19 protein-coding genes are annotated in these 18,815 nt (G+C 70.8%); 11 read left to right on the top strand and 8 right to left on the bottom strand.

Annotated elements, in window-relative coordinates:
• The first annotated feature begins 620 nt into the window (after window positions 1-620).
• The 5 genes from KDK95_RS14905 to KDK95_RS14885 all read left to right on the top strand — a co-directional run bounded on the left by KDK95_RS14905 (window position 621) and on the right by KDK95_RS14885 (window position 5,701).
• The gene (locus KDK95_RS14905) at window positions 621-1,346 is read left to right on the top strand and encodes a phosphatase PAP2 family protein (protein ID WP_212518751.1); all 726 of its coding nucleotides are present in this window, start codon (window positions 621-623) and stop codon (window positions 1,344-1,346) included.
• Window positions 1,347-1,469: 123 nt separating this feature from the next.
• Window positions 1,470-1,910 (top strand): BlaI/MecI/CopY family transcriptional regulator, encoded by a 441-nt coding sequence (locus KDK95_RS14900; protein ID WP_212518750.1) that lies wholly within the window; start codon window positions 1,470-1,472, stop codon window positions 1,908-1,910.
• Window positions 1,911-1,920: 10 nt separating this feature from the next.
• The gene (locus KDK95_RS14895) at window positions 1,921-2,877 is read left to right on the top strand and encodes a M56 family metallopeptidase (RefSeq protein WP_212518749.1); all 957 of its coding nucleotides are present in this window, start codon (window positions 1,921-1,923) and stop codon (window positions 2,875-2,877) included.
• Between the two features lie 442 nt (window positions 2,878-3,319).
• Complete coding sequence (locus tag KDK95_RS14890) at window positions 3,320-4,141, top strand: hypothetical protein (protein ID WP_212518748.1); 822 nt, start codon at window positions 3,320-3,322, stop codon at window positions 4,139-4,141.
• A gap of 639 nt (window positions 4,142-4,780) precedes the next feature.
• The gene (locus tag KDK95_RS14885) at window positions 4,781-5,701 is read left to right on the top strand and encodes an NADP-dependent oxidoreductase (protein ID WP_212518747.1); all 921 of its coding nucleotides are present in this window, start codon (window positions 4,781-4,783) and stop codon (window positions 5,699-5,701) included.
• Between the two features lie 165 nt (window positions 5,702-5,866).
• On the opposite strand, the gene KDK95_RS14880 is transcribed toward KDK95_RS14885, so the two are convergent.
• The gene (locus KDK95_RS14880; RefSeq protein WP_212518746.1) at window positions 5,867-6,388 is read right to left on the bottom strand and encodes an ATP-binding protein; all 522 of its coding nucleotides are present in this window, start codon (window positions 6,386-6,388) and stop codon (window positions 5,867-5,869) included.
• Window positions 6,389-6,402: 14 nt separating this feature from the next.
• A complete protein-coding gene (locus tag KDK95_RS14875) occupies window positions 6,403-6,582 on the bottom strand; it encodes a hypothetical protein (RefSeq protein WP_212518745.1) in 180 nt (59 codons plus the stop codon).
• Between the two features lie 152 nt (window positions 6,583-6,734).
• On the opposite strand from KDK95_RS14875, the gene KDK95_RS14870 reads away from it, so the two are divergent.
• Window positions 6,735-7,475, top strand: coding sequence for a GntR family transcriptional regulator (locus KDK95_RS14870; protein WP_212518744.1), 741 nt, complete (start codon window positions 6,735-6,737; stop codon window positions 7,473-7,475).
• Here KDK95_RS14870 and pta read toward each other — a convergent pair.
• Entirely contained in the window at window positions 7,472-9,598 is a 2,127-nt protein-coding gene (gene pta, locus KDK95_RS14865) for a phosphate acetyltransferase (protein WP_212518743.1), read from the bottom strand. The two genes, KDK95_RS14870 and pta, sit on opposite strands and share 4 nt — an antisense overlap.
• Before the next feature lie 33 nt (window positions 9,599-9,631).
• Window positions 9,632-9,958 (bottom strand): GNAT family N-acetyltransferase, encoded by a 327-nt coding sequence (locus KDK95_RS14860; protein ID WP_212518742.1) that lies wholly within the window; start codon window positions 9,956-9,958, stop codon window positions 9,632-9,634.
• 78 nt (window positions 9,959-10,036) lie between these two features.
• Here KDK95_RS14860 and KDK95_RS14855 point away from each other — a divergent pair, with 78 nt between their 5' ends.
• The 3 genes from KDK95_RS14855 to KDK95_RS14845 all read left to right on the top strand — a co-directional run bounded on the left by KDK95_RS14855 (window position 10,037) and on the right by KDK95_RS14845 (window position 12,944).
• Window positions 10,037-11,014 (top strand): pirin family protein, encoded by a 978-nt coding sequence (locus tag KDK95_RS14855; protein ID WP_212518741.1) that lies wholly within the window; start codon window positions 10,037-10,039, stop codon window positions 11,012-11,014.
• 179 nt (window positions 11,015-11,193) lie between these two features.
• Window positions 11,194-11,826, top strand: coding sequence for a class I SAM-dependent methyltransferase (locus tag KDK95_RS14850; protein ID WP_212518740.1), 633 nt, complete (start codon window positions 11,194-11,196; stop codon window positions 11,824-11,826).
• A gap of 311 nt (window positions 11,827-12,137) precedes the next feature.
• Window positions 12,138-12,944 (top strand): isocitrate lyase/PEP mutase family protein, encoded by an 807-nt coding sequence (locus tag KDK95_RS14845; RefSeq protein WP_212518739.1) that lies wholly within the window; start codon window positions 12,138-12,140, stop codon window positions 12,942-12,944.
• 238 nt (window positions 12,945-13,182) lie between these two features.
• On the opposite strand, the gene KDK95_RS14840 is transcribed toward KDK95_RS14845, so the two are convergent.
• Window positions 13,183-13,980 (bottom strand): nuclease-related domain-containing protein, encoded by a 798-nt coding sequence (locus KDK95_RS14840; protein WP_212518738.1) that lies wholly within the window; start codon window positions 13,978-13,980, stop codon window positions 13,183-13,185.
• Window positions 13,981-14,301: 321 nt separating this feature from the next.
• Window positions 14,302-15,267, bottom strand: coding sequence for an NAD-dependent epimerase/dehydratase family protein (locus tag KDK95_RS14835; protein WP_212518737.1), 966 nt, complete (start codon window positions 15,265-15,267; stop codon window positions 14,302-14,304).
• 400 nt (window positions 15,268-15,667) lie between these two features.
• On the opposite strand from KDK95_RS14835, the gene KDK95_RS14830 reads away from it, so the two are divergent.
• Together KDK95_RS14830 and KDK95_RS14825 are read left to right on the top strand one after the other, a co-directional pair.
• Entirely contained in the window at window positions 15,668-16,540 is an 873-nt protein-coding gene (locus tag KDK95_RS14830) for a helix-turn-helix transcriptional regulator (protein ID WP_212518736.1), read from the top strand.
• Between the two features lie 32 nt (window positions 16,541-16,572).
• Window positions 16,573-17,196, top strand: a complete 624-nt coding sequence (locus KDK95_RS14825) for a DUF1349 domain-containing protein (protein ID WP_212518735.1) — start codon at window positions 16,573-16,575, stop codon at window positions 17,194-17,196.
• A gap of 146 nt (window positions 17,197-17,342) precedes the next feature.
• Here the strand turns inward: KDK95_RS14825 and KDK95_RS14820 are convergent, their stop codons facing one another.
• Together KDK95_RS14820 and KDK95_RS37710 are read right to left on the bottom strand one after the other, a co-directional pair.
• Window positions 17,343-17,708, bottom strand: coding sequence for a DUF488 domain-containing protein (locus KDK95_RS14820; RefSeq protein ID WP_212518734.1), 366 nt, complete (start codon window positions 17,706-17,708; stop codon window positions 17,343-17,345).
• 15 nt (window positions 17,709-17,723) lie between these two features.
• Entirely contained in the window at window positions 17,724-18,674 is a 951-nt protein-coding gene (locus KDK95_RS37710) for an MOSC domain-containing protein (protein WP_212518733.1), read from the bottom strand.
• Window positions 18,675-18,815: the final 141 nt, after the last annotated feature.

Raw genomic sequence — 18,815 nt, 5'->3', positions numbered from 1 at the left:
CCGGCCGTGTCAGGCTGAGTCCTTGAGCGGGCATCCGCTGAATTCATGCGAGGGCATCCGCTGACCCTTCGCGCGGGCGTGCGCTGAATTTTCGCGGGGGCGTCCGCTGACTCCTCGCGGGGGCGTCCGCTGGACTCAACTCTCGCGCGTTTACCTGACCAGGTAGAGAGCCAAGGCGACTGCTCCGGCGACTGTCCCCAGGACGAGCGCGCCGGTGAGGCAGGAGAGGGTTATGCCCGTCATGAGCTGGGCGACGGCCATGACCGGACCCCGTGGCTTGCCGCTGCGGCGCACTTTCGGCGCAGTGGGCGGTTCGACCACCCGGAGCGGCCGCGGGGCGCGGGTGCGCGCACTGCCCGGGGTGCGCCGCGGCCCGTTCGAGTGCCCGGCCATCGGCGACCCCCTCCTCGCGCCCCAACTTCTACACGATCGTAGTATTTCTGCGTTAGTGTAGACGGCGATGCTGAGAGCAGCGTGATGCCGGTATCCGGCCACGCTCGTTCACCTGGTTGACGGCCCGTGTTCACGAAGCGGCCGTGGAGCGTCTATGATCGCATCGGGCTTCTACAAGTTTGTAGATGCTCCGCCGACCGCTCCGCGAGAAGAAACGGCCCCCGCCCATGGCACCAGCGCTCGCCACCACCGCCGTCTCCACCGTGACCACCGCCGACGACGGCTGGTACCGCGACATCACCTCGTTCGCCCGGCACACCGCCTGGCTGCACGGGATCATGAGCCTCTACACCGTGGGCGCGGTCGCAGTGCTCGTGCTCATGGCCTGCTACGCCTGGTGGTCGGCGCGGGCGCGCGCGGACCGGGCGGCGATGGCGGCCGTGGCCTGGATCGGGATCGGCACCGTCGTCTCCGTCGCCTGCGGCCTCGGGCTCAAGCAGGTCTTCAAGGAGACGCGCCCCTGCCTGGTCATCCACGTGGCCACCGTCCAGGCCTGCCCCGGCGCGACGGACTACTCCTTCCCGTCCGACCACACGATCATCTCCGTCGCGCTCGCGGTCGGACTGCTGATCTACAGCCGCAAGCTCGGCGCCGTCGCCGCGATCATCGCGCTCGTCGAAGGCTTCTCGCGGATCTACCTCGGCCAGCACTACCCGCACGACGTGTTCGCCGCGATCGTCGTCAGCACCGTGATCATGCTTGCCGGCTGGGTGCTCCTGCGCGGCCTGCTCGACCGGCTGATCGGCGCGCTGGAGGCCACGCCGCTGCGTCCGCTGCTGACCAGCGCCGGCCGGGCCGCGGCGGCCGGCGCGAACACCGCGGCGCGGACCGAGGCCGTGCCCGGCGACGCCGCGGGGAAACTACAGCAGTCCGGTCGGCCGCTCCCGTGGTGACGACCGGGCCGCGGCAGCTCCCGTGGTGACAACCGGGCCGCGGCAGCTCCCGTGGTGACAACCGGGCCGCGGCACTGGCATAGTCGGCCGCGGCCTGCCGACCGGCCGGACGAAAGGATCCCGATGGCCCCGCTGCGCAAGGCCCGTACCGCCGAAACCCCGCGCGCCACGCGCCGTGCCCACGGCACACTCGAATCGGCGGTCCTCGCGATCCTCTGGGCCGCCGACGGCCCGCTCAGCCCCGCCGACGTGCGCGAGCGGCTCGCCGCGCACCACGGCGACGGCGCCGACGAACTCGCGTACACCACCGTCGTGACGATTCTGACCCGTCTGTTCGACAAGGGCGCGCTCTCCCGCGAGCGCGACGGCCGCGCCTTCCGCTACGCGCCGGTCGCCGACGAGGCGGGCCTGGCCGCGCGCCGGCTGACCGCGATGCTCGACGCGGCCGCGGACCGGACCGCGGTGCTCTCCCGATTCGTCGAAGACCTCGGCGATCACGACGAGCAGCTCCTGCGCGGCCTGCTCGACGCGCGCCTCCAGCAGCCGGCCGCAGACGCCGAGTAGGGGACGCGGCATGCGCGTGTTCGTGTACGTCACCCTGCTCTTCCCGTTCGCCGCGCTCCCGCTGGCCCGCCTGGCCACCACGCGCCTGCACCCGAGATACGCGACCTGGCTGCTGACGCTCGCCGCCGTCGTACTCGCCGGGACCAGTTGCGGCGCCCTCGGCCTGCTCGCGCTCGCGGCACTCGTGCGCGTCCCGGCGTTCGCGCGCCTCGGGCACCTGTCCACGACCATCGTCGAGGGCGGCGATCCGGTCTCGGCCGCGATCGCGCTCGTCGCCGGGGTACTGTTCGGCGCTGCGCTGCTCGCAACGGCGAGTTTCGCCCTCGAACGGACCCGAGCGCTGCGCATCGCCTTCACCCACGCCCGGCATCTGCCCGGGCAGCAGAGCCTCGTGATCACACCCGATCCGGCCGCCGACGCCTACACGGTCCCCGGCCTGCCCGGCCGCATCGTCGTGTCCGCCGGCATGCTCGACGCCCTCGACGAGCCCGGCCGCCACGCGCTCCTCGCCCACGAGCACGCCCACCTGAGCGGCCACCACTACATCTACACGAGCGCCGCGCGGCTCGCCGCGGCCGCCAATCCGCTGCTGCGTCCGCTGGCCGGAGCGGTGGACTACGCGGTGGAGCGCTGGGCCGACGAGGACGCCGCGCGAACCGTCGGCGACCGCCGGCAGGTCGCGACCGCCGTGGCGCGCGCGGCCATCGCCACCAAGCACGCGCGCGCACACCGCAGCCCGATCCTCGCGCTCGGCGCGGTATTCAGCCGCGAATCAGGGCGTTCGCTCGCCGGCGCCGGACCCGTGCCGCGCCGTGTCGCGGCCCTGCTCGATCCCGCACCGGCCACAAGCCTCATCGCACTCGCCGCCGGCCTCGGCTTCCTCGCCGTCGCCAGCCTGTGCGCCCTCGAAGCGGCCAACGACCTCCAGGACCTTCTCTCCCTCGCGCACTTCGTCGACCGGCACTGAGCGAAATCCCTCAGAGGGGTCGCCGGTGAGGGTGTGCGCCGCAGCGCGGCATATCGTCTTGCACGCTTCCGCGGTGTCGGTCAGCCGCGTCACTAGCAGATGAAGCTCGCGCACGGGCCAGCGTCGGCGGTCGGCTGCGATGCTCTCGACGTTCTGGCTGATCGCTGTTTCCACCAGTGCCAGTGCGGCCCAGATCATAGTGTCGAGTTCGGCCTGTGGGTTCGGCCCGCTCACGTCGCGCAGGGCGATCTGGGCGAGCGCACCGCTGCGCATATCCGGTTGGACACTGCCCGCGCCGCCGCGCCCGCAACGGATACGCGAGCGGCTGCAACGCACGGTAAAAAAGGCCAACCACACCTCCGAGTAAGGAGCAGCCGGCGGACGCAGGCCGTGCCGCGATATTCCACGGCGCCGCGGCGGCTGCTCCGATATCGTCCCTGCCATGTGCGTTTCGATGGCACCGGCCGAGTTCTCGGGCACTATCCTTTACTGCGGTCGGCGGTGTCATCCGCAGCACGGGTGGATCGAGGTGCTCGGCTACCAGAACGCCGCGGTCAACCTCGCGACGGGCCCGAACGCCATGCTCCTGCACCTATCGGCGAAATCAGTGTCCTCCCGCCAGTTCCTGCGAGTCGGCAGCGCCGACCGGGTGCTGCACAGCATGGTCGACGCGGTCAGGCCCATACCCGCTGGCCCAACGCTCGGAACGCGCGGCCCCATCGCCATCGCCGCCGCGCCTCGCGTCGAGATATTCCAACACGACATCTACACCGTTGTGCTGGCGCACAACGCCGCACACATCCCCGACGCACTCGAACGCGTCGAGCCCCGCAAGCGCCCCGCGCTCAACCGCGACCTTTTCGACTTCTACGCCGACCTATACCCCGGCCAACCCATCGTGTTGTGCTGCTTCGACAATAAAGACGCCGCCGACGCTAAGCCCCTGATGCTCTGGTACGAGCCGCGAGATGAAGACCGCCTCGTCCTGCCCGCTATCGACTGCCACACCGGAGCCATCCCCGACCTCGACAGCAACGTGCTCACCGACCACTGGCTGCTCTTCGGTTCAGACCGAGCGGACTGGCTCTGGGGCGAGAAGGTCCACTATGGCAGGAAACCGTCCCCGAAACTCCTCGAATACCTTCCCCCGCGCGTCATGGGCTGGCACTTCGACGAAACCATGCCGAACGGCGACTTCGCCATCGCCCACGACGACCTGCTCAGAGGCGAGCCGACCGCGATCGAGCGCGTCAGCCCACTGTAGGCAGACTGGCTTTCGGCCGGCCGCCCGGATCATGGTTAGGTCGGATCGTGAGCACGCCACCCGTACCGCGGGATCGGCCGAGATGCGCGAAGCGCTAGTCTCAGCTCCCGCGAGCGAGGCGACGAACCCTGGCACGAACCGCTACCTGGTGCTGCATGACTACGGGATGGGCGGACTGTGGTGGTGGGTACGCGCCCGCTCACCCAGGGAGATCGTCGGGTGGAAGATAAACCGGAGCCCGGCCCGCAGTGGCTCATCGAGCTTGGACCGTCCGGACGCTGGATCCGGCAAGTCGAACAACACCCGAACGGCGACGGTGTCAGATCTCGTGCTGAGGACTGGCCCGTCAACCCACCGCTCGATCTCTACGATCCCAAGCTTGCCGCCATGGAGATCTCCCACGACGAGTTCGAAGGCGCCTGGACCCGAGCACACACGGAATCCTATCCTCGTCTTCGACTGGCCGGCCGTGCACATCTACCGCCGACTCTGACCACGAGTCCGCACACCGGGTCGCGTGCTCACCCATCCACCTGAATGCCGCATACTCGCGATCCGCGAGAGCGCCAGGGGGCACACCACTCTGCGGGGCCGACCGGCGTGGCCGGCACGGCAACGAGACACCGGAGGCTGATAGCGATGCGCGCAGTCCGTTTCGAGCAGTACGGCGGCATCGACGTGCTGCACGTGGCCGAGGTCCCCATGCCCGAGCCCGGTCCCGACCAGGTACTGGTCCAGGTCAAAGCGGCGGGGATCAACCCGGGCGAAGCCGGGATCCGGGAGGGAGTCATGCGTGAGCGGTTCCCGGCCCACTTCCCCTCCGGCGAGGGCAGCGACCTAGCCGGGATCGTGATGCGCATCGGGCCGGCGGTCAGCGCGTTCGCTCCGGGCGACGAGGTGATCGGCTTCACCAATCAGCGGGCCAGCCACGCCGAATACGTCCTGGTCGAGGCCGCCGACCTCGTCCGCAAGCCGCCGGGAGTCTCCTGGGAGGCGGCGGGCGGCTTGTTCATCGCAGGCACCACCGCGTACGCAGCGGTCCGGGCGGTGGCGGCGGGCCCCGGCGAGGTGGTCGTGGTCTCCGGCGCGGCCGGCGGCGTCGGTTCGATCGCCGTCCAGCTGGCGCGAAACGCCGGTGCCACGGTCATCGGCCTCGCTGGCGAGGCGAACAGGGCCTGGCTTGAAGAGCACGGAGTCATCCCCGTGGCCTACGACGGGGACAACCTGGCCGCGCGGATCCGCGAGGCGGCGGGCGGCCGTATCGACGCGTTCATCGACACCTTCGGCCACGGATATGTCGATCTGGCGCTCGACCTCGGCGTCCCGCCGGAACGCATCGACACCATCGCCGACTTCGCCGCCGCCCAGAAGTACCCGATCAAGACTGACGGCAACGCCGTCGGGGGCAACGCCACCGTCCTTGGCGAACTCGCCGACCTGGTCGCCGCCGGCGACCTTGAGATCCCGATCGCCGCGGTCTACCCCCTCGACCACGTCCGCGACGCCTACCGAGACCTCGAGCAACGCCACACCCGCGGCAAGATCGTGCTGCAACCCTGAAGGAACGCAATCGGCAGAACCGAGTCACGCCCCGAAAGAGCAGCTCGGTGGATCGAGGCTGAACACGGTGATCCGCCCCTGAGCCCCTGAACACGGTGATCCGCTGCTGCCGACCATGGTGACCCACCCCTGACCACGGTGATCCACACCCCCTGACCACGGCGATCAGCCGCCGAACACGGCTATCGACGCCCACACGCGCAGCAGGCCGAGCCCGGTGTGCTCGCTGCCCCAGTCCTTCGCAAGGGTGTCGACGATGAGCAGGCCGCGGCCGCTCTCGGCGTCGTCGGAGCGGGCCGTGGCCGGGATCTCGGGCTCGTCGTGGGCGTGCCCGAACACCTCGGTCAGCACGCTGTCTCCGGTGTAATACATCATCATCAGCACGTCGCGGCCGACGCCGTGCACGATCGCGTTCGTCACGAGCTCGCTGACGCAGGCCTCGATCGTCTCGCCGGATTCACGGTGCAGTCCCCAACGGTGCACGGCGCCGACGGCGTGCCGCCGGAACCGGCTTGCGGCCTGCGGGGAGGCCGGGAGCGCGAGCGCGGTCCAGTCGTAGACCGGCGCCGCGCCGGGTTGGCTGTCCGGGACGGCATCAGCTCCCGGATCCGCGGACGTGCGCGGTGCGTGGTCGTGCGCCGAGGGCTGCGGAGACGACGGCCCCGACGGGGGTGGGAGGGCGGTCATGCGCATCGACTTCGTCACCGGCGGGCCGTCGGCCCGGGGACGACCCGCGGGTCGAGTTCGACGGGTGGGCGCGGCGCGCAGACGGTCGTGATGAACGTCAGGACGCTGTCGTCCCTGGCGACGCTCGCGGGCCGGCGTTTGTCCCGGCGACGGGGCTCCGGCTCGTGCGGCTCGCTCCATACAGCTGCGCTCATCAGGCCTCCGCGGTGCGGTCCCATCGCAGAATGTGTAGTACTACAGGTGTACCGCCGATTCGGTTGTGGTACCACAATGGTGGTCCGTCTTGGCCGAATCTTGACCGAATGAGACCTACACTCAGGAGCAAGAGCGGCAGAAGGATCTAGGCATGACGTCGTACCGTGACATCGCCGACCTGATGGCAGAGGAGATCCTGCAACAGGAGCTCGAACAGGGCAGCAAGCTTCCCTCGGTACGCGATCTCGCGGCCCGGTACGAGGTGTCCGCGAAGACGGCGCACGCCGCGATCCGTGAGCTGCAGGCCCGTGGCCTGGTGCGTTCCTACCGCGGCGGAACGATCGTCTCGCCCTTCCAGTCGATACCGACTCCCGCCGAACGTCTCGAACGGACGCTGGTCGGCGCCGGCGCGCTGCGTCCGATGGAGCGCGCGCAGATCACGTACGCGGGCTGGGCCGGTCCCGACGTCGAATCCGACGATTGGCACGTGAAGCACGTTCATCAGGATGTGTACGACGTATTGAAGCTGCCGGAGAACGTCTCCGTCGCACGGCGCGAATACGTCATCTATCAGCGCAAGCGTCTGATCTCGCTGACCGTCTCCTGGCATCCGCCGCATATCGTCGAGCTCGTACCCGGACTGCTGGTCGCGGAGCCGATCATGCAGGGCACGGTCGCGGCGCTGCGCGAGGCGGGCGTCGAGTTCGGCTCGGGCGCGCAGACCCACCTCACGGCCCGCCGGGCCAGCGAGCGCGAGGCGCGGCTGATGGGCACCGAGGCGGACGACCCCGTCCTCGCGGCCGTCTCGCTCCGCGAGGACGCGGAGGGTCGGCCGGTCGAGTACGTCGAGACCGTCTACCGCGAGATGGAGATCCTCTCGTTTAACGTCTAGGCCTCCCGTTGGTGCGCCTGGATCGCCGTGATCGCGACCGTCGTCACGATGTCGGGCACGGTCGCGCCGCGCGAGAGGTCGTTGATCGGTTTGCGCAGGCCCTGCAGCACCGGGCCGATGGCGAGCGTGCCGGCGGTGCGCTGGACCGCCTTGTAGGTGTTGTTGCCGGTGTTCAGGTCCGGGAAGACGAACACGGTGGCCCGGCCGGCGACGGGGGAGTCGGGCAGCTTCGTCGCGGCCACGGCGGGCTCGACGGCCGCGTCGTACTGGATCGGGCCCTCGACCGGCAGGTCCGGACGCGCCTCGCGCACCAGCTCCGCCGCGCGGCGAACCTTGTCGACGTTCACGCCGTGCCCCGACGTCCCGGTCGAGTAGGAGAGCATCGCGACGCGCGGCACGACGCCGAAGTCCGCCGCGGTCCGCGCGCACTGAATAGCGATGTCCGCGAGCTGCTCGGCGTCCGGATCCGGGTTGATCGCGCAGTCGCCGTAGACGAGCACGTGGTCCGGCAGGCACATGAAGAACGCCGAGGACACCAGCGCCGCGCCCGGAGCGGTCTTGATGATCTCCAGCGCCGGGCGCAGCGTCGCCGCGGTCGAGTGCACCGCGCCGCTGACCATTCCGTCCGCGAGCCCCTGATGCACCATCAGCGTGCCGAAGTAATTCACATCGAGCACGGAGTCGAGGGCCCGCTCCAGAGTCACGCCCTTGTGCTCGCGCAGCTCGGCGTACACGGCGGCGAACCGCTCGCGCAGCCCGCTCGCCGGATCGGCCGGGTCGAGGATCCGGGCGCGGGCCGGGCCGATGCCGGGCGCACCGCCGAGCCCGAGCTGCGTCTCCATGCTCAGGCCCAGGTCGCTGATCCGGCGCCGGACGGCCGCGGGCTCGCCGAGCAGCGTCAGATGGCACACGTTGCGGCGCAGCAGCAGGTCCGCCGCGCGCAGGATCCGCTCCTCGGTGCCCTCGGCGAGCACGATCTCGGCCAGCCGCGGGCTGCGCGCCCGCTCCAGGAGCTCGTGCTCGAACATCAGCGGCGTGACCCGCTGCGGCCGGTCCAGCTCGATCCGGCCGATCAGCCCGGCGACGTCCACGTGCAGGCCGAACAGGCCGAGCGCCGTCTCCACCTTGCGCGGGCCGGTCGCCGAGAGCCGGCCCTCGAGGGGGGCGAGCCGCTGGGCGGTGGCGAAGCTCAGATCGGGCACCAGGATGACCGGCGTACCCGGGGCGAGGCGCGCGGCCAGGTCCATCACCTGCTTGTTCGGCTCCTCGCCCATGGTCAGCACGACGCCCGCGATCGCCGGGGACCCGGCTGTGTGCGCGGCCAGTGCGCCGATCAGCAGGTCGGCCCGGTCGCCCGGGGCGATGACGAGCGAACCCGGCTGCAGCGCGTCGAGGAAGCGCGGCAGCATCGCGCCGCCGAACACGTATCCGCGCACGTCGCGGTCCAAGCCGGCCGCATCGCCGAGCAGCACGCGTCCGCCGGTCTCGGCGACGACCTCCGCGACGGTCGGCGCGGCCAGCGCCGGATCCTCCGGCACCACGTAGACCGGCACGCTCGGCGCGTGGTCCAGCAGCCGCGCGGCCTGCGCGGTCTCCTCGGCGGGCACGCGGTTGGCGACGAGCGCGAGCAGGTTGCAGCCGAGCGCCGAGTACGCGCGCTCCGCGTTGCGCACCTCGGCGACGACCGTCTCAGCGTTCTGCCGGGCGCCGCCGACGACCGGCAGCACGAGCGCGCCGAACTCGTTGGCCAGCCGCGCGTTGAGCGCCAGCTCGTCCGGGATGCTGGTCTGCGCGAAGTCGGTGCCCAGGATGAGCACCGTCTCGCACTCCCGCTCGACGGCGCGGAACCGGTCCACGAGCTCGCCGACGAGCTCGTCCTCGCCGCGCTCCGCCCGCAGCGCCGCCGCGGCCTCGTAGTCCATGCCGTACAGCAGTTCGGGCGCGAGCCGGATGCGGTAGCGGACCCGCAGCAGTTCGAGGATGTGGTCCGTCGAGGGGTGGGCGAGCGGCCGGAACACGCCGACCCGGTCGGAACGCCGCGAGAGCAGCTCCATCAGCCCGAGCTCGACGACCTGCCGGCCGTCGCCCCGGCCGATCCCGGTCACGTAGATGCCGCGCGCCACGTCCGCCCCTTCCCTGCCGTCCGGACCGCCGGCTCAGAGCCCGAACTCGGCGCGCCGGTTCGCCGGGACCAGCGCCGCGTAGTCCGGGTGCTTGCCGATCCAGTCGCGGAAGAACGGGCAGAACGGCAGCACCTCGAGCCCGGAGGCCTTCGCGTCGTCGAGCGCCTTCCTGGCCAGCTGCCCGGCGAGGCCGCGGCCGCCGAACGCCTGATCCACCTCGGTGTGGGTGAAGGAGATCTGCCCGGGCCCGCGCACGTACTCCGCGCGGCCGGCGAGCACCCCGTCCACCGTCACCTCGTACCGCTCGGCGTCGGGATGGTCGACGACCTCGACCGCCTCTGCGGCCTCGTGCTCACTCATCTGTCCGCCTCGCCCTCGTTGGATCGGTGTACCACAATCATGGCAGGAGCATCCGACACAGTGATCGTCAGGAGCGTCGTGAGCAATCTGGACCAGGCCCCCGCCGTCACCGTCCGCGGCGGCCTGCAGCGCGTCTCCGCCGCCCCGGTCCACGAGGTACTGACTGCGCGGACCGTGCAACTCGGCGAGAATACCCAGGTCAGAAGGCTGCTGCCGAACATCCGCCGGCGGATGGTGGGTGCCTGGTGCTTCGTCGACCACTACGGTCCCGACGATATCGCGGACGGCTCCGGCATGCAGGTGGCGCCGCATCCGCACACCGGCCTGCAGACGCTGAGCTGGCTGCACGAGGGCGAGGTGCTGCACCGCGACAGCGTGGGCAGCGTGGCGACGATTCGGCCCTACGAGTTGGGACTGATGACGGCGGGCCACGGTATCGCCCACTCGGAGCAGTCCCCGGTCGAGCACCCGCGGCTGCTGCACGGCGCGCAACTGTGGATCGCGCTGCCGAACGCCGCGCGCGAGACTGCCCCCGCCTTCCAGCACCATACCGCCGACGAACTGCCGCTGGCCAGCACGATGGGCGGGCTGAGCGCCCGTCTGATGATCGGCCGCTTCGACGGCGCGGTCTCGCCCGGCACCGCCCACTCGCCGCTCGTCGGGCTCGACGTGGAGCTGCGGGCCGGCGCGATCGGCGCGCTTCCGCTCGTCGCCGACTTCGAATACGCCGCACTCGCGATGAGCGGCGGCGTCGAGGTGGACGGCGTGCCGATCGAGCCGGGCACGATGCTCTACCTAGGTTGCGGCCGGCGCGAGCTGATGCTGCGCAGCGACGCGGGCGGCTCGGTGATGATCCTCGGCGGCGAGCCGTTCGAGGAGGAGATCGTCATGTGGTGGAACTTCATCGGGCGCACCGCCGAGGAGGTGGCGGCCTACCGCGAGGCGTGGCAGGCCGCTGATCGGCGCTTCGGCGAGGTGGTCGGCTACGAGGGCGACCGCCTCGCCGCGCCCCCGCTGCCCGAGGTGCCGCTCAAGCCGCGGGGACGCGTGCGCTAGCGGCCGGTTGCTCGCACTCGGCGACCGGCGCGCTGATCCAGGAGACCGAAGGCGGCGATCCGTGCGCGACGTCCGACTGGAGATCGTTCGGGTACGCGGAGGGCGCGAAGGTTGGTGCTGTCGGGTGAATTCGCGACCGCACGCGAAACTTCTACGCTGCGTGATTCGTCATGTACGGTATGGCGGTCATATCCGGCGAGCGCGCGACGTCCCGTGCGTGGAACCACGACATCGCGTACCACGGCGTCGTGCGTCGCGCCGTTCCCGCAAGTGCGCGGGATCTCCTCGATGTCGGCTGTGGGCGCGGCCGACTCGCTCGCGCGCTCGCCACGGCCCGCCCCGGCCGCCGCGTCCTCGGCCTCGACCCGTCCCGCGAGATGATCGACGCCGCGCGCGCCGCGAACCAGGGCATACCAGGGCTCGAATTCGCCGAGGGCGAGTTCCTCGACCTGGACATACCGCCCGAGAGCTTCGACTTCGTCAGCTTCGTGGCCAGCCTGCATCATATGGAGCAGGCCATGGCGCTGACCAAGGCCGCCGAGATACTCCGCCCCGGCGGCCGCCTCGTCGTCATAGGCCTCGCCCGCGCGACGACCGTGCCCGAGAAGGTCGTCAGCGCGGTGCTCACCCCGGTCGCCTGGTTCAACGACCTGCGCCCCGACTTCGACGGCACCCGCGACGCCCCGGTCGTCGAACCGCTGCCCGGCTGGCACGAGACCGCCGACATGGCCCACGCCACCCTGCCGCATTCGCACTACCGCCGCCGACTCTACTTCCGCTATTCGCTGCGCTGGGCCAAGCCACGCGCGTGACGCGCTGGCCGTGCGGTGAACTGCGGTGATGTTCAGGAGCGCTTCGGCCGCCGCCGGAGGGGTGGCCTGCGGCGATATGCGACGGTTCGGCTGTTGCCGGAGGGGTGTGGCCTGCGGCGATACGCGACGACGCTTCGGCTGCCGCCGAAGGGGTGTGGCCTGCGGCGATATGTGGCGACATTTTGACCGCCGAAGGGACGACCTGCGGTGATATGCGGCGACGCTTTAACCGCCGTTGGAGAGTTGACCTCTGGCGATACGCGGCGACGTTTCGGCCGCCGCCGAAGGTTCGCGGGCATAGCGTGGGCCACATGAGCGAAACCGAGTTCGCCGCCCTCCACCGCCGCGCCGAGCCGCTGCTGCTCCCGAACGCCTGGGACCACGCGTCCGCCGCACTGCTCGCCGACGCAGGGTTCCGCGCCGTAGCTACCACGAGCCTCGGCGTAGCCGCGGCCGCAGGCCGGCCGGACGGCGCGCGAACCACGCGCGACGAGACCCTCCGCGTCGCCAAGATCCTGGGCGCAGACCGCCGCTACCTCCTCTCGATCGACGCCGAAGACGGCTACAGCGACGACCCCGCCGAGGTCGCCGCCTACGCGCGCGAACTCGCCGCGGCCGGCGCCGTCGGACTCAACCTCGAAGACGGCCGCCCCGACGGGACCCTCACCGATCCCGCGCTGCACGCCGCCAAGATCGCCGCCGTGAAGACCGCCGTCCCGGAACTCTTCGTCAACGCACGGACCGACACCCACTGGCTAGATCGCCGGCGCGAGGAAACGCTGCCCCGACTCACCGCGTACCGCGACGCCGGCGCCGACGGCGTGTTCGTGCCCGGAATCTCCGACCCGGCAGAGATCTCCGAGCTGGTCAAGGCGATCGCCCTGCCGCTCAACGTCCTCTACCGTCCCGGCGGCCTGAGCATCACGGAGCTCGGCGACATCGGCGTGCGCCGGATCAGCCTGGGCTCGCTGCTCTACCGAGTCGCCCTCGGCGCCGCGCTGCACGTCGCAGGGGAAATCGCCGAGGGGCGCCCCGCCGGCCCCGCCGAACTGCACGCCCCCTCATATGCCGACGTGCAGCAGCTCAGCGCCCCGCCAGACTCGGGCTCCGACGTGTGAAATCTCCCCCCGCTTTCCGCTGACAGGGGTAATGACAGGGGTACGGACGTCCGTGCTTACCACTGGTCTGTGCTTACCACCGGTTTGTGCTTAGGCCACGGGTCTGTGCTTAGCCACCGGTCTGAACAGCGCCGCGCCGTCGACCTCCGCCTCTATCGCGGCGACGTGGATTGCCCACGAGTTCCGGGCCTCGGCTCGGCCCCGCACATGGGCGCGCCCCTCGCCTGGATGTGGCCCGTCAGATCGTCCACAGTCCGACGCGGTGCGCGGCGGCGAGGATCCGGTCCCGCTCGGGCAAGCTCAGGGAGCCGCGGCAATCGCGCAGTTCGGCGTCGAGCCGCTCGCCGGCCACGACCAGTACGTCCGGATGCCCGTCGTGCGTATCGATCGCGGTGGCGCCGACGAAGGCCAGCACGGGGATCACCGGTACCGCCGTCGCGCCGCCGAGCGCCGAGCCGAGTCGCCGTGTGACCGCGGCTGCCTCGAAGCGCGCGTTGCGCAGGTACTCGCGGACCGCGTCGTCCACCCACACCACCTGGCTGCCCACCCGGATGCGTACGCCCCGGTGGTGCAGCGTTCTGATGGTGAATACGCCGGGTGGCCCGATGACCAGGTGCTCGACCTCGTCGCCGCCGTGCTCCTGCACCGCGCGCAGCACGTCCCAGCCGTCCCACCCGAGCCGGGCCAGCCGCCGTGCCACGACACGCTCGCCCTTCGAGCCGCGCCGCCACGGCGCGAGCCGACGCGTGCCGCGCTGCTTGGCGCGCGGGGTGCTGGCCGAGAAGGTCTCGTACCCTTCGGTCTCGGCCAGCAGTTCCGCGCTCGTCGCAGGGTACTGTGGCATCAGGTGCTGCAGCCCCGCCGGCACCGATCCGCTCAGAAAGGGCCGCAGCACGTCGACGATCTCGTACGAGCGCGCGTCGTCCTTCACTGAGAGCCTGCCGGTGCGCACGTCGTAGTAGCCGAGCTGCGCGCGCGTGTCAGTGTCCTTCACGTACAGCCGGTGCTGTCCGTTGCGCTGCCATCGCTGCACCACCAGGGCCATCGTCCGCGCCCACCCCCTTCATGATCGGCACCTACCCGGCCCGCGGCCTGCTTAGTCCGCCGCCGATTGCCGGGACTGCGTGCAGCCGCGACCTCAAGCAGCCGCCGACCGCATCAGACTGCCGCCGACCGCGTGCTCTGCTCAGCCCGTCTTCGGCTCTCCAAGGCCGCCCTCGATGTCGAGGGCCGAGCTGCACCTTGTCGCCGAGGAGAGGGGGCCCGTACCCACCTTCTCGCCGAGCCGCCCGAGATGTCCAGCCGCATGTGAGTGTTCTGCTATCGAGCGGCCGCGGTGAGCCGTCACAGGGCACCGTCACAGCGCACCGTCCCGCCACGCCGCCCGCGCGGTGGGGTAGATCGGTCGAAATCCCAGCTCACGGTACGCGCGCGTGGTGTCGGGGATGCCGAACCACGGATCCGCCACCTCGCGCCCCGCGGCAGCCTCGACGTCGAACGACCGCCCCGCGAGCTCGAACAGCTCAACCACCGTCGACGCCCCGTCACCCGCCACGTTGTACGCCCGATACGCCCCGCGCCCCCGCTGATCCGCCCGGTCCGCCTGGCCCGGCTGATCTGCTTGGCCCTCCTGATCCGACAGACCTCCCAAACACGCCAGGGGCCTAATAGCGATAGCGCCGCGAACCGCCTGGGCCACGTCCGCGTGATGCACCATCGCGAGCAGCGAGTGCGCAGCCTGACCCGCGAACCGCGGCAGGATCTCCTCGATATGCGGGTCGCCCTCGCCGTATACGAAGGCCAGCCGCAGCGTGACGACGTCCAGCCCCACCTCCGCGCTCAACGCCCGCAGTTGCTCCTCCGCCTCCGCCTTGCTGTGCGGATACGCCGAGTACGCCTCCCCGGCCACGGCCCGCAACTCGTCGCCCTCGCGCAACGGACGTCCGATGCCCGGCCCGTACGCAAGATTCGTGCTGATCTGGACGAACCTCCGCACGCCCGCCTCCGCGGCCTCCCGCGCCAGCGCCACCGCCGCGTCCCGGTTCACCACGTACATCGTCTCCGGGCTCTGCGCCAGACCACGGAATGCCGCCGCGCTGTTCACGACAACCGTCACCCCGTCCAGCGCCCGCTTCCGATCCGCCGCGTCGGTCACGTCGCCGACCACCGCCCGCGCACCCAGCGCCTCGAATCGCGCCGCCGCGTCCGCCGTGCGCACCAGCACCCGGACCTCGTCGCCCGCCGCCCGCCAGGCGAGCAGCCGCGGCACCAGCCGCTCCCCGACCTTGCCGGTAGCCCCTGTCACCAGAATCGTCTCGCCCATCGCCGCTGCACCCGTCCTGCCCGCCACCGCTGTACCCGTCCCGCTCGTCACCGGTGCACCCGTCCTGCCCGCCACCGCTGTACCCGTCCCGCCCGCCACCGCTGTACCAGTCCCGCTCGTCACCGCTGTACCCGTCCTGCCCGTCACCGCTGCGTCCGTTTCCGTGGCCATCGCGCTCGTCTCCCTGCAGATTGATCGGCTTCTGCTCTCGTCGTCGACTTCCATCGACCCTCGTCAACCGTCATCGACTTTCATCGACCTCCATCGACTCTCGTCGACTTCCGTCGACCTCCTGACCCCACCCAGCCTTCCGCGGCGTGCCCGGTTATTGCAGAGACCGCCGTAGCCTCGGACTCCCTGTCCCTGGCTACGCCGCACCAGCCGGGGGAAAATCGACTCCATGACCGGGATCGTCGACCGCGCCGCCCTTGCGGACTTCCTGCGCCGCAGCCGGGAGCGCGTGGACCCCGCGTCCGTCGGCCTCCCGCCGCGCGGACGCAGGCGAACGCCGGGCCTGCGTCGCGAGGACGTCGCCCAGTTGGCTGGAATCTCCGTCGACTACTACGCCCGTTTGGAGCAGCAACGCGGCGCCTATCCGTCCGAACAGGTGATCAAGGCCCTCGCCCGAGCCCTGCGGCTGACCGAGGACGAGTGCGATTACCTGCACCGCATCGCCGGCTATCAGACCATCGCGCGCGAATCGGCGGCCGCCCACGTACGCCCGGGGATCCTGCTCATCCTCGACCGGCTCGTCGACGCACCAGCCCAGGTCGTCAGCGACAGCGGCCAGATCCTCGCGCGCAACGCCCTGGCCGCGGCCCTCTTCGGCGCGCCCGCGCTGCCCGGGCGTCTCGGCAACGCCACCTGGAACCTCTTCACCAACCCGGCCGCGCGCACCACCGTCGTCCCCGAGGATCTCCCCGGCGTCCTCGCCAGCAACGTCGCCAACCTCCGCGCCGTCCACGCACAGCGTCCCCAGGACAGCGACGTCAACGACCTCATCCGCGACCTCCTCGACGCGAGCGCCGAGTTCCGCGAGCTCTGGGAGCGGCACGACGTCGCCGTACGCCGCAGCGCCTCGAAGACCCTCCTGCACCCCGAAGTCGGCCGCCTCGAACTCGACTGCGAAGTCCTCCTCGCCCCCTCCGGCGAGCAGAAACTCATCCTGTTCACCGCACGTCCCGGCACCGACACCGCCGACAAGCTCAAGCTGCTGCGCGTGCTCGGCAGCCAGTCCTTCGCCGGCGATCCCGCCTCGCCGAATGTGCGTTGACCCGGCGAGCGGGTCGGCGGGAGGATGCGGGAATGAATGAGCTGATACATCCCGCGCTGCCGTTCCCGCTCGCCCCGGCAGGCGGAAGGCACTGCGCCTTCGCCGTGGACGAGGCCGGCACCCTCACGCTGACCGGCGAGGGCCGCTCCGACCTCTTCCACGATCCCGCAGGCGGCGACTACAACCCGGACGCGGGATTCCTGGTCGGCGTCCCGCCGCAGGGCGATTTCACCCTCTCCGCCCGTGTCACCGTCCCGTTCAGCGCGCAGTTCGACGCCGGTGTGCTGCTGATCTGGTCCGACGAGGACCACTTCGCGAAGGCCTGTTTCGAGCTCAGCCCGCACGGCAAGCCGATGGCCGTCAGCGTCGTCACCCGCCGCCACTCGGACGACTCCAACGCCTTCACCGTCGAGGACGGCAACACCTTGTGGCTCCGTCTCACCCGCACCGGTCCCGCCTGGGCCTTCCACACCTCCGCCGACGGCACGCGCTGGGACATGCTGCGCTATTTCACCCTCGACGAACCCGCCGAGGCCCGTGACTCCGTCCGCGTCGGATTCCTCGCCCAATCCCCGGCCGGGGACGGCATCACCGTGACGTTCGCTCAGATCGCTTACAGCGAAGGCGCGCCGAAGAACCTTCGCGACGGAAGCTAGCCGCCGGGGTATGCCGCGTCCGGGGGCCGACGGGGCCGACGGGGCGTCGGGGACGTCGGGCGCCGCCGATCACTTTGGGGGACCCTGGGCCGCCTTCCCAACGCTCGATGTGAAATTTCGCATCGTGCCTGATCGGGCGCCGCCGATCACTTTTTCGCAGTGAGCTCGTCGAGGAGTACGGCCAGGTGGCTGTGCGACGGGTCGGCGGCGCCGGTCAGGAGCGTCACCGGGCCGGATTTCGCCTTTGCCCGCAGGTCGGCGAGGCGCTCCTGCTGGTCCGGGCTGGACAGCTCGGCGGCGTAGCGGTGCGCGAACTCCTCGAAGCGGGAATCGCGGTCGGCGTGGAACCACCTGCGCAGCTCGGTCGACGGGCTGAGGTCCTTGGCCCACTCGTCGAGGTGCGCGTTCTCCTTCTTCACGCCGCGCGGCCACAGCCGGTCGACCAGCACCCGCGTGCCGTCCTCCTTCGCGGCAGGGTCGTACACGCGCTTGAGTCGAAATCTATTCGGCATACGGTTCAATGCCTCCTAGTCCACGCTCACCAGGACCTTGTCGCCCGGCTCGATCCTTCCGGGCACTATGACTCGAGCATAGGCTCCGGCGCAGGGCTCCGGAGCGACATCTGCGAGCGGGGGGATGCGGTTGTGAGTGGCGACGGTGCGCAGGGCCATCGGGTCCCGAGGCAGCGGACCGTGCTCCAGCGTCGGGATCGCGCAGCGCGGGGTCGCGGCGATGATCTCAATGAGAAGGTCGGGACCGATGCGGACCTCGCGGCCGAGCCAGTCGTTCTCGAGGAAGCCGGTGGCGGGGAAATCTCCCATTGCGACGCCGCGGCCCGTGGTGCGGATCACCAGGTTCGGACGGTAGCGCTGCGGTTCGATCGCTCCGCGCGGACTGAGCTCGGCGATCCGGTCCAGCGTGGACGTCGTGATCAGGTGCAGCGGCGCGAAGTCGACGAACGTCCCGGGCGGCGAGCCGCTCCCGATCTCGACGAGCGCCGCGTCGACCTCCGCGTTCACGCCGGCGGCCAAGATCGCGTCGGGGATCGAGCGCTCGAGCGTCGCACCTTCGGGCGGTGTGTCGGTCAGGTGCACCGAGCGGCCTGTGTACGAGGACAGTCGCTCATCGACGTCGGCATCCGTAGTCCACAGCGGCTTCGCGCCGGGCAGCGTGATGCGCACGGCGGCCGCGGCAAGCGCTGCGCCGTACCGCTCGCCACCGCCACCGCCACCGCCACTGCCGGCGTCGTCGTCACGGGCTCGTGCTCCGTCATCGATTGCTGCGACGCATTTCAGCAGTTCACGCCACAGTCGCGGCGTCTTCGCGCTGGCGATCCTGCCGGTCTCCCGGTCGACGAGCGCCAGCCGTCGATCCCCGGGAAGTCCGTGTTCGTCGACCTTCGCCTCCGCGAGCCGTTGGCCCAGCATCGACTTGACGGGATACCGCCACAGCTCTTCGATCGTGCCCACCTCGCGCACAGCCCCGCTCCTCCCGTCGCGCGATACGCATTGCGCGCCCGCGCTTTTCCGCCCTCCAGCCTCACCCTACGCCGTGCCCCGACAGCGCCGATCGAATTTTTTCGCCTCAATTGCCTGACCCTCCGCCGTCCGAATCCCCGC

Origin of the sequence: Actinospica acidithermotolerans (assembly GCF_018139625.1) — a bacterium.
Classification (GTDB): Bacteria; Actinomycetota; Actinomycetes; order Streptomycetales; family Catenulisporaceae; genus Actinospica; species Actinospica acidithermotolerans.
Note: the sequence above shows the minus strand (reverse complement) of the source record. Positions and strands in the feature narration are given on the sequence as shown.

Coding starts and splice junctions, on each gene's coding strand:
- KDK95_RS14885 (WP_212518747.1), top strand. CDS start 4,781: ATGCGCGCAGTCCGTTTCGAGCAGTACGGCGGCATCGACGTGCTGCAC.
- KDK95_RS14860 (WP_212518742.1), bottom strand. CDS start 9,958: ATGAGTGAGCACGAGGCCGCAGAGGCGGTCGAGGTCGTCGACCATCCC.
- KDK95_RS14875 (WP_212518745.1), bottom strand. CDS start 6,582: ATGAGCGCAGCTGTATGGAGCGAGCCGCACGAGCCGGAGCCCCGTCGC.
- KDK95_RS14905 (WP_212518751.1), top strand. CDS start 621: ATGGCACCAGCGCTCGCCACCACCGCCGTCTCCACCGTGACCACCGCC.
- KDK95_RS14820 (WP_212518734.1), bottom strand. CDS start 17,708: ATGCCGAATAGATTTCGACTCAAGCGCGTGTACGACCCTGCCGCGAAG.
- KDK95_RS14825 (WP_212518735.1), top strand. CDS start 16,573: ATGAATGAGCTGATACATCCCGCGCTGCCGTTCCCGCTCGCCCCGGCA.
- KDK95_RS14845 (WP_212518739.1), top strand. CDS start 12,138: ATGAGCGAAACCGAGTTCGCCGCCCTCCACCGCCGCGCCGAGCCGCTG.
- KDK95_RS14850 (WP_212518740.1), top strand. CDS start 11,194: ATGGCGGTCATATCCGGCGAGCGCGCGACGTCCCGTGCGTGGAACCAC.
- KDK95_RS14870 (WP_212518744.1), top strand. CDS start 6,735: ATGACGTCGTACCGTGACATCGCCGACCTGATGGCAGAGGAGATCCTG.
- KDK95_RS14890 (WP_212518748.1), top strand. CDS start 3,320: ATGTGCGTTTCGATGGCACCGGCCGAGTTCTCGGGCACTATCCTTTAC.
- KDK95_RS14895 (WP_212518749.1), top strand. CDS start 1,921: ATGCGCGTGTTCGTGTACGTCACCCTGCTCTTCCCGTTCGCCGCGCTC.
- KDK95_RS14830 (WP_212518736.1), top strand. CDS start 15,668: ATGACCGGGATCGTCGACCGCGCCGCCCTTGCGGACTTCCTGCGCCGC.
- KDK95_RS14900 (WP_212518750.1), top strand. CDS start 1,470: ATGGCCCCGCTGCGCAAGGCCCGTACCGCCGAAACCCCGCGCGCCACG.
- KDK95_RS14835 (WP_212518737.1), bottom strand. CDS start 15,267: ATGGGCGAGACGATTCTGGTGACAGGGGCTACCGGCAAGGTCGGGGAG.
- KDK95_RS14880 (WP_212518746.1), bottom strand. CDS start 6,388: ATGACCGCCCTCCCACCCCCGTCGGGGCCGTCGTCTCCGCAGCCCTCG.